This is a genomic window from Mycobacterium sp. OTB74, from assembly GCF_029892685.1.
GTDB lineage: Bacteria > Actinomycetota > Actinomycetes > Mycobacteriales > Mycobacteriaceae > Mycobacterium.
Genome location: NZ_JARXVD010000001.1, coordinates 148,247 through 162,034 on the forward strand (window position 1 = coordinate 148,247; position 13,788 = coordinate 162,034).

A 13,788-nucleotide genomic window follows, 5' to 3' on the forward strand; every position below is an offset into this window, starting at 1 on the left:
CTAACCTCGAAGTCGCAAGGAATTGCGCAGATTGCAGACCCGAGAATCACTAATAGACCGCTGAGGAGGTGGCCCGAGATGATCAATTTTGACGCGTACCCAGGCGCCGCCTTTGGTGGCGCCTGCAGTGCTGCTTTGCTCGCAGCTGCATCCCAAAAAGCTTCGGTAGCTCGCGTTGGCGCCAGCTGGCGTCTCGCTGTCCTGGCTGCTGGCGCGGCCGCCGCTATGCCGGCGGCACGTCCCGCAGTTGCCGGACATGTCGCCGACATCCCGCAGCGCAAGCATGCCGAGACCTTTGCGTCCGTGAATCGGGGTACTACTTAGGTAGCGCCCAACGATAGCCACCTGGCCACGGACCCGAAACTCACCGGATCCGTGGCCAAAGTTTTTGGGGCACACCCGAAAACGCCAAACCTGGTCGCGGGTCCATCAGACAAAAGATGGCCCACCACAAAGACGACGACCAGGAAGCAGGTGATACGGACATGACTAGCCAGACTTGCCGGCAAAGGCTGGCGGTGCCATGTCGCGTCGGTGACCCCGACATGTGGTTCGCGGACAACCCCGCCCAACTGGAGCAGGCCAAGGCGCTGTGCTCCGACTGCCCCATTCAGCGGCAGTGCCTGATCGAGGCGCTGGAACGCGAAGAGCCATGGGGTGTTTGGGGCGGGGAGATCCTCGACCGCGGCAGCGTCATTGCGCGCAAGCGCCCGCGCGGGCGCCCGCGCAAGGACGCGAAAGAGCCAGTCGCCGCTTAGTTTTCACGCACCAGTTTTCAGCTAGCGACAACGCGTGAAAACTGGCGCGTGAAACTCGTTAGACCGCATCGGGGTTGGCGAACCCCGGCACCATCGTGTCGGCGATCCGGCGGGTTGGGACGTGTGCGTCCAGCTGGCAGGAGATCGCTACGACCGATGCCATCACCCGCATCGGAATGGCCAACTTCGGTGGGATGTCCATCTGGCGGGCGGTCTTGATCTGTCCGGCCGCGCGATCCAGCTCGATGTTGGTCATGCGCTGCAGCCACTTGCGTCGGTAGTGGAACACCGGAACCTCAAGGGGCTCAACGTATTGCTTGAGCATGTCCTCGACATCAGCGGGCGACACCTGCTCGCCCTTCTGGATGAAGCCGGCTTTCTGCATGGTCGGCAGCAGCTTGTCGTAATTCCTGTCCACCGCATACCGCAGGATTTGGCCGAGTTCCACCGGCCAGCCGCCGGGCATCGGGCCAACGGCACCGAAATCGATGACGCCCAACTTGTCGCCGGGCAGGAGCATGAAGTTGCCCGGGTGGGCGTCACCGTGCACCATCTCGAGGCGCCGCGGGGCGTCGTCGCAGAACTCGAACAACCGGGTGGCCATCAGGTCGCGCTGCTCCTGGGTGCCTTCGCGGATGATGTGCGACATCGGGATGCCGTCGATCCATTCCTGGATGACGACCTTGGGTGCGCTGGCCACCACATGCGGGATGAGGAAGTGGGGGTCGCCTTCGTAAGCTTTGGCAAAGGCGCGCTGGTTGTCGGCCTCCAGCCGGTAATCCAGCTCCATCTCGGTGCGGTCGATCAGTTCGTCGACTACGCCTTGGATGTCGGCGCCGGGTGCCAGCTGTTTGAACACGTTGACCAGCCGCTGCAGGGTCTTCAGGTCGGCGCGCAACGCTTCATCGGCGCCGGGGTACTGGATTTTGACAGCAACCACGCGTCCGTCGGACCACACGGCCTTGTGTACCTGGCCGATGCTCGCCGAGGCGACGGGTGCGTCATCGAACGAGCTGAAGCGCTCGCGCCACCTGGTGCCGAGTTGGCCGTCGAGCACGCGATGCACCTTGGCCGCGGGCAGCGGGGGAGCGTCCTTCTGCAACTTGGTCAGGGCCTCGCGGTACGGCTTGCCGTACTGCTCGGGGATGGCGGCTTCCATGACGGACAGCGCCTGGCCGACCTTCATGGCGCCGCCTTTGAGCTCACCCAGCACGGTGAACAACTGGTGGGCGGCCTTGTCCATGAGTTCGGCGTTGACCTCGTCTTTTGACTTTCCGGCCAGTCGCTTACCCAGTCCGAGCGCGGCGCGGCCGGCCATGCCACCGGCCAGGCCGGCGAGCTTCGCATTGCGTGCCACACTGCCGCGTTTGATATCTGCCACGGAACCATCATCCATGACGTGGTTGAACAAGTGAGACGGGTGCTGCGACGGCGGTTGTCACGGTGTGCCGCTGCAGCCGCACTGGGGATGCTTGGTCCACTTGCGCACCACAGTCGTACGTGTGCGTACGTCGAATTCCAGGGTGGCGTCCAAAGTGTCCGGAGGCGGGTCACCTCGCTCGGTGCCGCGGATCGCGCCGATCACCTGGTCGACCTGTTGCAGCGCGACAGCGGCGGTGGCCAGCACTGTCGCCCGATCCGCGGTGCCCACGGTGCCCTGCAGTTGGGCGGAAACCACGGGCCAGGATTCGTCGCGATCCCGGCGATGCAGGTCTGCGCAGTGTAGGCATCTGTTCTACCATCATGATGACAGGTTGTCTAGCCTTAGGATGTCGTCATGACTGGCCGCGCCGCGCTGTATGCCCGAATCTCGTTCGACAGGTCTGGCGAGGCGATCGGTGTTGACCGCCAGCTCCACGACCTGCGGGCGCTCGCCGACACGCGCGGTTGGCGGGTGGTGGCCGAGCTGTCCGACAACGACATCAGCGCATCCAAAGGGCAGGAACGCCCCGGTTATGAGCAGGTGTGGCAGTTGGTCCGCAGTGGGCAGGTCGATCACGTTGTGGTGTGGCAGACCTCGCGCTTTGTGCGTAGCCGTGCGGACCGCGCCCGGGTCATTACCGAATTCGGAAAACTCGGTGTGGACGTTGTTGCCGCGCAAGGGCCGAGTCTGGACTTGCGGAGCGCCTACGGTCGTGGGGTTGCTGATCTGATGACGACCTTCGACACGATGGAATCCGAAGTGAAGTCCGAGCGGGTGGCCGCAGCGATCGCCGACAACGCCCGTCGGGGCAAGGCGTGGGGAATGGTCCCGTTCGGATGGGACCGCACTAATGGCGTGCAGACCATAAATGAGGATGAAGCGGCGATAGTACGGGAACTTGTGGACCGACTTCTGGCCGGCGAGGCGCTGTCGGCGCTGCGGGAGGATATGAACCGGCGCGATGTCCCGTCGCCGGGGTGGGCCTCGTGGCACAAACTCCCCGAGGATCGGCGCAAGCAACTGCTGGCCAACAAGGAGCGTGAAGCACCCCCGAGAACATGGGGCTCTGCGACGATTAGAGCCCTGGTGCGACGTGACGCCAACGCTGCGATCCGCAAGCGCACCGGTGACACCACTGTCCCCGGTGCGTGGCCCGCCATCATTGAGAAGGCCAAGCACGACAAGATTCTCGCGATGATGACGTCGCCCGAACGTCGCACGCACACCGGACCACGGCCCGGCGCGCGTAAACATCTGTTGTCGTATGGCATCGGCGTGTGCGGCGTGTGCGGTGGCCGCTTGCGCTGGGTGTTGCGACAAGGTCGCAAGACGACGCAACCCATATATCAGTGCACTCCGAAGGGTTGCACGGGTCGCCGCGTCGACTATGTCGACAACATGGTGGGCCGGGTGGTCGTCGCACGACTGGGGGAACCCGACGCACTGAGTCGCGTCCTGGGCAGCGACACGACAGCGAAGGCGGCGAGCGACAAATTCGACGAGCTGCAGCGACGGTTGGATGAAGCCGCCGATTCGCAGGCTGACGGCAAGATCACCATCGGCCAGTTGGAGCGGATCACCGCGCGACTATCGCCGGAGTTGGAAGCGGCGAGGCGTGAGCGTGACGCTGCGGTGCGGGCCATCGATGTCGACGTGTTGCGCCTGCTTGCTGGTCCGCAAGCGTCGCAGCAGTGGGCGGCAATGCCTGTCGCCGCGAAACGGGCCGCGCTGGAGACGTTGGGCGTGGAAGTGGTGATCAATCCCCGTCAGCTGCATGGGCCGGGGTTTGAGGCGGACTCGATCGAAATTCGCTGGAAAAACTAGCGTGTATACTGAGGGCACATAGCCGGTTCTGGAATGTTCGCGGGCTCCAGTGCGGAGCGGAACATGAGTCGGTACGAATAGCTCGATGATCTCCAGCGATGGGCCAGGCCCTGTGTGGCGTCCCTAGGAAGATGCGATGAGCACTCTATATAGACATCGCGAGTAGATGCACCGGGAGTCTGCCTGTTGGCAGGCTCCCTTTTCATTTTCACTGACTTAAGCGACGACGGTCTGACTGTCGTCGCTTTTTTGTACCCATAGGACCAAACATGAACGAAGACAACGGGATTGACGAGTGGGTGCGGCGGCAAGTCGCCGCTGCCCCACCACTGCGAGACGACCAGATCGCCCGCCTGCGCGAGATTTTCCGCCCGGTGATTGTCGAGGAGGTTGCGTGAGGACATCGTGGCAACCCAAGCTCGCCAACTGGCAGGAAGACTACGACGTCGCTGTCGAGGGGATCGACCGCGCCGATCCCGCCAGGGAGCGCACCATCCACATCGGCGAGGAATGGCTGGATGAAAGCGACGGCTATTTCAAGGGCACGAGACACCGCACTATCAAACCGGGGCCGCGCAACATTCCCGAATACTGCGGGTGCGGGCGCCCGCTGCCGATTGAGTGGCAGTGGCGGGGCGAATGCGAATTCGACGGCCCGCTCGGGTGGCGCACCATCAACCCCGCGATGGAGTCGGTGCTTGACGATGACCCGCTTTTGTATCGGGTGCTGCCGTGGTTGTGGACTTTCTGCCACTGCAATGCGTGTATCGGCCTGAAGCGCAAAAAGGGCCGACCATTCGGGTATTGCGGGCCACGGTGTGAAGCCGACGCCAAGAATGGCCGCAGGAAACACAGGAGGCACGCCAAAGGTGCTAAACCGCGGAACAGAAAACGTGCTGAAAGTCACACCTGATTCACTTGACTTTCGGGCTCTTATGGTCCGTTAAATGGCTTATCTATAGAGGGTTGTTTCCCTCGCATTTTTTTGCCACGAATACGTGGAACCATTACATACAAGGGAGGGGTTGCAGTGTGCGCCCATGACGAGGTTTACCTAAACGGCCAGTGCAAAACCTGCGACCGTGAGCGGAACGACAAGTACCGCCAGCGCCGAAAGCTCGCCATGGCGCTGCTGCATTCCGCGGAGGCTCGCGGACTGTCCGGCACCGAGGCTATCGCGGCTCTGCAGAACATCGGCTATTGGGAATTACAGGAGTGCGTATCGGCGGGGATCAAACCGCTGTGAACCACGCCCAAATCGAATTAGCCCAGCGCGGCCTGCTCCGTCATCTTGTTGGCGTTATCGATCGCGCGCATTTTGATCGCTATCTCGATGCGGTGCCGAACTATTCCGGTGGCGCGCCCACCGCTGATGACGTCTCGGATTTGATCGCGGCGACGGCGTCACCGAAGTGGCTGAAAGATATGCGCGAACGAATAGGGGAATTGTGAAGATGGATCAATGCATGATGCCCTTCCCGGCGCGTAAGTACGCCAAGATCATGGGCAAAATATCCGAAGACGGAATGAACGCGATCATTGATCGGGCCGCGTGCATGCTCAACCACGTTGATGGCCCCGATGAAGAGGCCGTCAGTGTGGCCGTGGTGGCTCATCTCATCTTCGGGACCGATAGAGGATTCACCGAAGGGCAGTTGATAAAAGCGTGCTCGGATGACGGGGTGATGCTGACGGCTCGGGGAATCGTCAAGCTAGCCAAGGACGGCATGCGCCTGTGACAACCATCGAATTGCCGTGGGCGCCCAGTAGGGCGCATCCCGGTTCGATGCATCGGCAGTCCACCTGGCGCGAGCGGGCCATGGACTTCAACCGGCCCTTGCCGTTGTGGATGCGGGTGGCCTTCATGGGATACGCGCACCATCAGTCCAACGGGCACGCCAGTTTCGCCAAGGGTGAGCTCTTCAAGGAATTCAGCACTGCCGCCGGCAGTGCGCTAGTTCCGCGCAAGCTCTCGGAGAAACAGTTGTACAACGCCCTGGCCGATGCGAAGGAATATGGCTACCTGGACGGTCGGTCGTCGCTGCGGTGCCTGATTGTCCCGCCGTCATCGGTGTGCGGCGGCCTTAACGACCTGCGCGCACCATGCGGTTATTGCGACGGCAGGAAGACCGGAAGGCGCAAATAGTCACAAATAGTGTGACCAAAAGTCATAAATAGTGTGACCAGAAATCGGCTCTACCAGCAGGTTTAAAAACGGCCCTTCTAAGACTCTAAAGGATGGCGGGCCATTGGGCAGTCTCGTCTGGAAGCCACTAGGCAGTTTTGTCTGAAAGCCTGTTGAACACATTTCGCCAGGGGCCGGTGACGGCCCCACTGGAGCTATCGGGTTCTGGAGTACCCGACTTTCGCTTTGTGGGCGGGTGCGTTGTACATGATCTCCCCGTTAACCATAGAAATCTACTTTCTCGTTAACTGTGGATATCTACTTCTCGTTAACCATAGACATCTACTTACACCCGTCCGTTTGGCGGCGTATATCAGCGCCCGGTTGAACGTGTTCTGCTGGCTCGCTTCGCTCGCGGCGGTCGCTGGCGCTCCCTGGCGTGCCATTAAGGGCATGGAGGGATTTGTTCAGCAGCGCCGGACAACCCATGGCTTGTGGCACGCCAAGCGAGCGCAGCGAGCCGAACAGCTAGCCGCGCGCCGGGTTCCGTTTAAAAGATCCTGTCTATAGAAGGCCGAAAAGCTTGCCGCCCGCGGTGGATGACGAACAATGGCGAAGAGCAATTGCGTCGGCAACCGGACTCAACAAGGAGACCGTCAACAGCCGCCTCCCGTCGGGCAAGAGGTTCCGGAAAATTTTCCGGAACCTCTTGCTTGGGGTGGGCCTCTCCGTATCTGGAGCCGGCTTCCATCACCATGACGGAGGTCGATCCCGCCAACGTAACGCGCGAATTGTCCGGAAACCGGACACCTGCCACCTGTCACAAATGTGGCACCTGCCGGGTTCTCAAACTTTGACCCCGCGCCGCCCGCCAAGCCGCTCCTCACGGCTCTTCGCCGGCGCGTGGGTCCCGGCAACCCGAGTGCCCCGACATTGTCGGACGGGTTGCCGGTCGGTGGTGCCGCAGTGGCGGGAGCGGCACCACACCCTCCATGCGTGATTCTGCGGCCTGAAAAGGCCGCTCCGCACTCTTCTATCCAAAATGCTATTACGTCGCTCCTAGACCCGTCTAGGCGGGCGGGAATCGCTATCCCTGCGGAAGGTGACCAATGGCAACCGTAAAAATCGGTATTGATGCCCGAATTCTCAAGGACCGGCTCGACAAGTCCGCCGCCGAGGCGCACAGGCTGGCGCGAACTTGGGGTGGCCGGGCCGGTGAAGGCTATTCCCGCGAGTTCGGCAGGGCCGCGCACCTGCGCCCCAAGCTGCCTGACAGCGCCAAGATCGCCGCAGCCGGTGCCAAGGATGGCGCCGCCTACGCCCGTGGGTTCAACACTGCCGTCCATGGCTCCGGTGTCCACGGCCAGCTCAAGGAACTGATCCACGGCACGGAGCAGTTGGGTGGTGCGCTCGGCAAGCTGGCAATGCCCGGTGCCGTGGCTGGCCTGGTGGCTGTGGCCGGCGCTGCCGCTACCGCTAGTGGTGCGTTGGGTCTTCTGCCCGCTGCGCTTCTCGGTGTCGGCACCGCGGTCGGTGCGGTCACGGTCGGTCTGCACGACTTCTCCAAGGCACTCGGCGACAGCAACGACATCGAGAAGTTCGGCACCGATCTTAAGCATCTCGCACCCGCTGCAGCCGAAGCTGCGACCGAGCTCCGCAACCTTGTTCGTGGCCCGCTGCATGACTTACGGATGGCAACACAGCAATCGTTGTTCACCGGTGTTGCCGGCGAACTCCACGACCTGTCGTCAGCGTTCGGTCCGCAACTGAGGTCCGCGCTGACCGGTATCGCCGGGGCGATGAATTCCGCATTCCACGGCATTGGCAACCAATTGTTGAGCCCTGGAACTTCGGGCGCATTGAGTGCCACGCTGAATAACATCGTCGCCGGTTTCCAACAGTTGGCCCCGGCTGCCGCACCATTCACCGACGCGATGGTGAAGATCGAACAGATCGGTAGTCAATTCTGGCCGCAAATGGCTAAAGGCATCACTGATGCCGCGGTGAAATTCCAGACGTTCATCCAGAACGCTGCACAAACTGGAAAGCTTCAACAGTGGATGCGCGACGGAATGGACGCCGCCAAGGAATTAGGCAAGATCGTTGCCGATGTGGCACGCATATTCGGCGACCTGTCGCCGGTCGGTAAAGTCATCCTCCCGCAAATCGAAGGATTGTTGCGCAGCACCGCCGACATTCTCGGGAAACACCCCGGCTTGATTAATGCCGTCTTGGTGGCCTACACGGCGTGGAACACGATTAGCGGCGTATCAAGCCTGATCACCGCGCTGACCACGGTCACCACGGCACTGAAGGCCATCCCGGCGCTGGCGGCTACCGCTGGCACTGCGATGACCACGAGTCTGGCTGGTGCTGCAATGTTGTTGGGGGACATGGCGATTGCTGCTGGCGCGGTGCTGGCCGTGATGAAACTGAACGACGATGCCAAAAACTCCAGCATCAACACCTACGGGAACGATTCACCTGCCCAACGGTGGATGAATGCGCACCCGCAGTTTGCTACACCACCACCGGGCGGGATTCCGGGGAGCTCGAATTACACACCGCCGGCTGCACCGAACCTGAATCCCAACGACTACATGCCGAAATACGATTTGGGTCCGCAGGTGCAACCCAATTTCAACGGCAACCCGCACCAAGCCGGCCCGCTGCAATACGGCACTGACACGCCGTGGTCGAAACCGGGTCTCGGGTATTTCGACAAAGACACCAACCAAATCTGGGAAGACCAGAATAAGGTGGTTCAGCAGGCGCAATCGTTGCGTGATTCGCGGATGGATTTGGCGAAACTCCAGCAGGACACCAATGCCTCGGATGAGCAACTCTTGCACGCGAAAGAGAAAATCGCACAGCAGGAACATGCGTTCACTCAGTCGCAATTAGATTTGGCTCAAGCCCAGCGCGGTAAATGGACGAAGGTAGAGAACGCCTTCGACGCTTTCGGCGAGTTGGGCGCGCACCTTGATAAAGACCTCGGCATCTCCAAGGGACTGCCTGGATTGGCTGACAACCTGGTGAAGTTCGTGGCCAGCCTGGCCACCGCACCTTTGATGGGTAACCTGGCCATGACGGCCTCACAAGGCAACGGTGCCTACGGGCTGATCGGCTCGCTGTTCGGTGGATCGAAAGTTCAGGAAACACCCGGTTTCGATCAAATCCAGTCCAGCGCAACAACTTTCGACACGTCGGCGAACACATTCTCCAACGCGGTTACTCAATTCACATCCGCGGTGACCGGCAACCCTGGTCAGCCCGGTAGCGGTGGTCAGCCGGGTTTGGGCAACGCCGCGACGATCACCGCGGGCGGCACTACGGGTAATTCCCCGATCCCGCTGACCCAACTACCTAATGGTTCGTGGACTTCACCCAACCCGGCGTGGGCGCATCTGATCCAGCGCGAATCGGGCGGCAACCCCGGTATCGAGCAGCAAATCTATGACGCCAACGGTGGACCCGGGTCGCCCAATTCGGCGCGCGGACTGTTCCAGATCACCCCGAACACGTGGGCGCGCAACGGTGGTCCAGCGTTCGCCCCCGACCCGCGTTTGGCGACACCGCAGCAGCAGGCGATTGTCGCGGCAAACATTCTCCGGGCCAACCCCTCCGGTGGCGACTGGGGCGCTGGCGGTCCGGGCCGCGAGAATGCGGGACAGCTTCTTGCCGGACTGCTGCCCACTGGCGGTGGTCAAGGGTTGCCGATCCCGGCAGGACCGAAGTTGGATTTCAACAGTCCAGCATTCTCGATCGGCAACGCCGGCAGCATCCCTGGTACGCCAAAACCGGGAATGCCGTCAATCGGACCGGCCGGAAACCTGCCCGCTGGACCACTGCCGGGACCGTTGTCCATCGGCAATGCGGGTTACACCCCGCAAGCACCACCCCAACCCCAGCCGGGCTGGCAACCGCAAAGCGCCGGACCGATCGGGCCGTCCGGTAGTGGAGCGCTCGGCGTGGCAGCAGCATCAGGTGGTGGACTCGGCGGCATGAGTGCGGCGGCGGCGCAAACCGCGATCAAAGCCATCGAGCGCACCGTGTCCTTTGGTGGTCAGGTCGGCGGCATCTTGACCCAAGGTTTGATGGACACATTTTCTGTTTCCGACCCTGACACCGGCAAGTCGCCGGCCCGTGAATCCTGGATGGCCCGCATCGCAGGCGCATTGGCGGGAGCGGCCCCGGCGATCGGTACCGGTGGCAGCGCCGCGATTGATAAGGCCGTCGCGCAACGCATGGCGCAACAGCAGCAAAGCAACCAGACCAGCACCGACAATTCGGTAACGCACAACGCGCCGATTCTGAACATCGAGAATCTTCACACCGGTGATCAGTCGGGCAAGTCATGGGCAACGGACGTGGTGAATCAGCTTGCGCTCAACGGTGCCAACGCTTCATTCAGCGGTTCGTACGGATGATCAAACGCCCGTGTCTGGACTGTGGTCGGCTCACTACAACCACCCGTTGCATCACGTGTCATCGCTTGCGTCGCAACGCAACCTACGACCATCCGGCATACCGCGCGCTCGGCAGACCGTCTGGCAAATGCGCTTTACGCATTCTTTGCGATGGCGCACCTGCCACGACGTTTGACCACATAGACGGCGACAACACCAATCATGCCCGGTCGAACATTCAACCGGCCTGCGGTCGGTGCAACCCAAGTAAAGGGTCTAAACGATGACAGCAGTTGACGGCGTAGAGCTACTGATCACCGCACTGGAGGCGCTGGGGCGCGACATCGAGACAGAACGCAGCACCAACGCGACAATGCCTAGTTACGTGGTGCGGCGCATCGGTGGCGGCAACGATCTCCTCACCGACCACGGCAGCTACAGCGTGCACACGTTCGCACTGACCGATGACGAATGTCAGTCTGCCGCAAGCGATGCCGATGATGTGATCACCGCGCTAGCACCCCGCTACGGCGTGGGTCAGCCGGTCGCCATCAGCACCGGCAAGGTGTGGGTGGATCGGGTGGAGGTCACCGAGGCGCCTATCGATACGACGTACACCAGTGACCGGTCCATCATCCGCTACACCGGGACCTACACGCTGCACATCCGCAACCGCTAGCAAACATCCACCCATGCATGACGATGTATGACTATGTATCCCACCTGCGGATACGCCGCACGGGCCATCCATCACCCACCCGGCATAGTCACCGCAGCTCAGCAAAGCCACGCAAGCCTGTGACCAGCAGTTATGTCGCTGCCGCAACCGAAAAGTCTGCAACCCTCCGACCCTTCTCGACGTCCGCGCCGTTTCGCACACATACAAAGCGGCTCGCGCAGACGCGATTTTGTCGCGTAAACGCACTGGTCAGCGCATGTTTATGCATGGTTTTATGCATGAAACGTAGCTACAAAACCGCAGGTGGCAAATGAAGCAAACACCCGATTTAGGACCTATTTTGACGCAAACAGACGTTTTTGAAACGCACAATCAGGAACTCGCCGCTTTCTTCGGGTTCACCCCGAGCGTGACCATCACGACCGGCACCGGCAAAGCTTTCACCATCCCGAACCCGGCCCTTCTGGATGACGACCAGCAAGAGCGATGGGATGACCTCCAGTTTCTGCTGGAGCGGGCCGACACCGACGACCAGGGCGAACCGCTGACCCCGTACCGCATTGATGGGGAGCTGTTGAAGCCGTCCTACAACGTGCGCCTGGCTACGGCGCTGTTCGGTGAGGCCGGCTACAAGGAGTTTAAGGCTGTCGGCGGTTCTGGCGCGCAGGTGGCGCTCACGTGGGCGCGCATGGTGAAGGAATCCGAGTGACTGACTCGACGGTCAGCGACTTCAAGCAGGCCATTATCGCTGCCATCAACGAGGACCCTGACGACGAGCTCCGCTCGTTGCTGATGAGCATTCCGGAGCGCATCGAGAAGACCGTCAAGGACTTCACGCCCGTGGGTGGCGCGAAGGACCCGCATCCCGGCAGGACCCTGGAGTCGATCGAAATCAAGTCTCGCCGGGGTGAATACAAGCGTCTTTCTACCAGGCCGGTGAAGATCGGCGAGGTTTTCTCCGACGATGATCCCGAGCGGGTGATGGCGATCGAGTTCGGCCGGCATGAAGGCGACAAGTACGGTGCCACACCGGAATTCGCGATGTTCCGCAAGTCCGCTGCCGCGTGGAACCAAGTGGAGTTGTAGTTGGCTGGCCGGGGCAACGCCAGTTTCAAACTTGCCGACACGTCCCCTCCGCCCTGGCTGCGCTGGCGCGAGAAAGACCCCGCTAAGCGTGCGACGAAATTCATCGAAACGTATTGCCGCTCACCAAAAGGCGCGGGACATGGTAAGCCGATCAGACTGGCCGAGTTCCAGAAGGCGTGGATAGCCGAGATTCTGAAACCCGGTATCCGCGAGGCCGTCCTACAGGCTCCCCGTGGTCAGGGTAAGTCCACGTTGTTGGCGGCTATTGCGGTGTGGGCGACGTTCGACAAGTGCCCCACTGGCCAGCCACAAGTCCCGATCATGGCCACCACGGTGGGTCAGGCCGTCCGCTCTGTGTACGACGTGGCGCTCAAAATGGTTGCCGCCGAACCGGAATTGGCTGACCGGGCGCACATCTACCGAGGTGTGGCCACGCCCAAGATCGTGGTTCCCTTCAACGGCGGAGAGATGTTCCCGATCTCCCACGACGTGGACGGCCTTCAGGGCTTGGACCCATCGCTCGGTGTGTGCGATGAAGTCGGTTTTCAGCCGTGGGAGTCGTGGGAAGCGTTGTCTTACGCCTCTGGCAAGCGCACCACGTCCCTTGTGGTGGGCATCGGTACACCAGGCACGGACCGCTCAAAATCGGCGCTGTGGCACCTGCGGGAGCTTCACCGATCCGGTGATGTCCCCGAGGGTTTCAGCTTCACCGAACTGTCAGCTCCCGATGATTGCGATTACCGCGATGAGGCCAATTGGTTGATCGCCAATCCGGCGATCACCGAGGGCTATCTCGACATCAAGGTTCTGCGCAATGACGTGAAATCCAAGCCTGAAGCGACATTCCGCATGTTCCGGCTGGCTCAGTGGGTGGAGGGTACTGACTGCTGGTTGGGCACTGACGGCCGGAAAACCTGGCGTGACCTCACCAGCGATTACCAACACAAACCCGGCGCTGATACGTGGGTCGGTGTGGACGTGGGCCTGGCGCGCGACACGACGGCAATCGTGGTGGGCCAGTGGAACAACGGCGTTCTGCACACCACGGCCAAGACCATCGCACCCACCGAGTCGCAAGCCGTCGATATCTCGGCGGTGCTGCACCACATCCGGCAGTTGGACAAGACATACAACCTCGTTGAGGTTGCGTATGACCCGAAGCATCTGGAGATGCACGCCACGATGCTGGCCGATGAAGGCATTCCGATGGTGGAGTTCCCGCAGTCGGTGACGCGCATGGTTCCCGCGTGCGGCGAGCTGTACGGGGCGATCTTGCGCGGCGAGATATCCCACGACGGCTCAGCGGACTACGAACGCCAGATTCTCAACGGGATGCTGGCGTACACCGATGACGGTTTCCGGCTCACCAAAAAGAAATCCCGCGGGCATATCGACGCCGCGATCGCCCTGGCGTTGTGCCATTCCCGCGCCCAACAGCCGGTGAAGAAACGCCATCCCATTGTCTGCATTGTTTAGGAGAGAAA

At 61.5% G+C, this 13,788-nt stretch carries 14 protein-coding genes and 1 pseudogene; 13 read left to right on the forward strand and 2 right to left on the reverse strand.

The features are described from left to right. Positions 1–485 precede the first annotated feature (485 nt). Positions 486–758 (forward strand): WhiB family transcriptional regulator, encoded by a 273-nt coding sequence (locus M2432_RS00715; protein WP_280824816.1) that lies wholly within the window; start codon positions 486–488, stop codon positions 756–758. Between the two features lie 58 nt (positions 759–816). On the opposite strand, the gene M2432_RS00720 is transcribed toward M2432_RS00715, so the two are convergent. Both M2432_RS00720 and M2432_RS00725 read right to left on the reverse strand, forming a co-directional pair. Further along, positions 817–2,154, reverse strand: a complete 1,338-nt coding sequence (locus tag M2432_RS00720; protein ID WP_280824817.1) for an AarF/UbiB family protein — start codon at positions 2,152–2,154, stop codon at positions 817–819. Positions 2,155–2,196: 42 nt separating this feature from the next. Next, a pseudogene (locus M2432_RS00725) lies at positions 2,197–2,487 on the reverse strand (cyclodehydratase); the annotation flags it as partial. Positions 2,488–2,535: 48 nt separating this feature from the next. Between M2432_RS00725 and M2432_RS00730 the strand changes: the two are divergent. The 12 genes from M2432_RS00730 (at position 2,536) to M2432_RS00785 (ending at position 13,780) form a co-directional block, all read left to right on the forward strand. Continuing rightward, a complete protein-coding gene (locus M2432_RS00730; RefSeq protein ID WP_280824818.1) occupies positions 2,536–4,005 on the forward strand; it encodes a recombinase family protein in 1,470 nt (489 codons plus the stop codon). Between the two features lie 269 nt (positions 4,006–4,274). Further along, complete coding sequence (locus M2432_RS00735) at positions 4,275–4,403, forward strand: hypothetical protein (RefSeq protein ID WP_280824819.1); 129 nt, start codon at positions 4,275–4,277, stop codon at positions 4,401–4,403. Further along, complete coding sequence (locus M2432_RS00740; protein ID WP_280824820.1) at positions 4,400–4,918, forward strand: hypothetical protein; 519 nt, start codon at positions 4,400–4,402, stop codon at positions 4,916–4,918. The genes M2432_RS00735 and M2432_RS00740 overlap by 4 nt, the downstream gene beginning before the upstream one ends. Positions 4,919–5,035: 117 nt before the next feature. Beyond that, positions 5,036–5,251: a hypothetical protein gene (locus M2432_RS00745; protein ID WP_280824821.1), complete on the forward strand. Its 216-nt coding sequence runs from the start codon at positions 5,036–5,038 to the stop codon at positions 5,249–5,251. Further along, positions 5,248–5,457: a hypothetical protein gene (locus M2432_RS00750; protein WP_280824822.1), complete on the forward strand. Its 210-nt coding sequence runs from the start codon at positions 5,248–5,250 to the stop codon at positions 5,455–5,457. The genes M2432_RS00745 and M2432_RS00750 overlap by 4 nt, the downstream gene beginning before the upstream one ends. Before the next feature lie 14 nt (positions 5,458–5,471). Beyond that, a complete protein-coding gene (locus M2432_RS00755) occupies positions 5,472–5,744 on the forward strand; it encodes a hypothetical protein (RefSeq protein WP_280824823.1) in 273 nt (90 codons plus the stop codon). Then, positions 5,741–6,151 carry a hypothetical protein gene (locus M2432_RS00760; RefSeq protein ID WP_280824824.1) on the forward strand — a complete coding sequence of 137 codons (411 nt, stop codon included), beginning with the start codon at positions 5,741–5,743 and terminating at the stop codon, positions 6,149–6,151. The genes M2432_RS00755 and M2432_RS00760 overlap by 4 nt, the downstream gene beginning before the upstream one ends. A gap of 1,088 nt (positions 6,152–7,239) precedes the next feature. Then, positions 7,240–10,560, forward strand: a complete 3,321-nt coding sequence (locus tag M2432_RS00765) for a transglycosylase family protein (RefSeq protein ID WP_280824825.1) — start codon at positions 7,240–7,242, stop codon at positions 10,558–10,560. Positions 10,561–10,822: 262 nt separating this feature from the next. Further along, positions 10,823–11,218 (forward strand): hypothetical protein, encoded by a 396-nt coding sequence (locus M2432_RS00770; RefSeq protein ID WP_280824826.1) that lies wholly within the window; start codon positions 10,823–10,825, stop codon positions 11,216–11,218. A gap of 310 nt (positions 11,219–11,528) precedes the next feature. Next, entirely contained in the window at positions 11,529–11,927 is a 399-nt protein-coding gene (locus M2432_RS00775; protein ID WP_280824827.1) for a hypothetical protein, read from the forward strand. Beyond that, positions 11,924–12,304 (forward strand): hypothetical protein, encoded by a 381-nt coding sequence (locus M2432_RS00780; protein WP_280824828.1) that lies wholly within the window; start codon positions 11,924–11,926, stop codon positions 12,302–12,304. The genes M2432_RS00775 and M2432_RS00780 overlap by 4 nt, the downstream gene beginning before the upstream one ends. Continuing rightward, positions 12,305–13,780 carry a terminase TerL endonuclease subunit gene (locus M2432_RS00785; RefSeq protein WP_280824829.1) on the forward strand — a complete coding sequence of 492 codons (1,476 nt, stop codon included), beginning with the start codon at positions 12,305–12,307 and terminating at the stop codon, positions 13,778–13,780. It begins immediately after the preceding gene. The last annotated feature ends 8 nt before the right edge of the window (positions 13,781–13,788 follow it).

Bases quoted from the DNA above. Each gene is read 5' to 3' on its own strand.
- M2432_RS00715 (WP_280824816.1), top strand. From the start codon at position 486: ATGACTAGCCAGACTTGCCGGCAAAGGCTGGCGGTGCCATGTCGCGTC.
- M2432_RS00720 (WP_280824817.1), bottom strand. From the start codon at position 2,154: ATGGATGATGGTTCCGTGGCAGATATCAAACGCGGCAGTGTGGCACGC.
- M2432_RS00730 (WP_280824818.1), top strand. From the start codon at position 2,536: ATGACTGGCCGCGCCGCGCTGTATGCCCGAATCTCGTTCGACAGGTCT.
- M2432_RS00735 (WP_280824819.1), top strand. From the start codon at position 4,275: ATGAACGAAGACAACGGGATTGACGAGTGGGTGCGGCGGCAAGTCGCC.
- M2432_RS00755 (WP_280824823.1), top strand. From the start codon at position 5,472: ATGATGCCCTTCCCGGCGCGTAAGTACGCCAAGATCATGGGCAAAATA.
- M2432_RS00765 (WP_280824825.1), top strand. From the start codon at position 7,240: ATGGCAACCGTAAAAATCGGTATTGATGCCCGAATTCTCAAGGACCGG.
- M2432_RS00770 (WP_280824826.1), top strand. From the start codon at position 10,823: ATGACAGCAGTTGACGGCGTAGAGCTACTGATCACCGCACTGGAGGCG.
- M2432_RS00775 (WP_280824827.1), top strand. From the start codon at position 11,529: ATGAAGCAAACACCCGATTTAGGACCTATTTTGACGCAAACAGACGTT.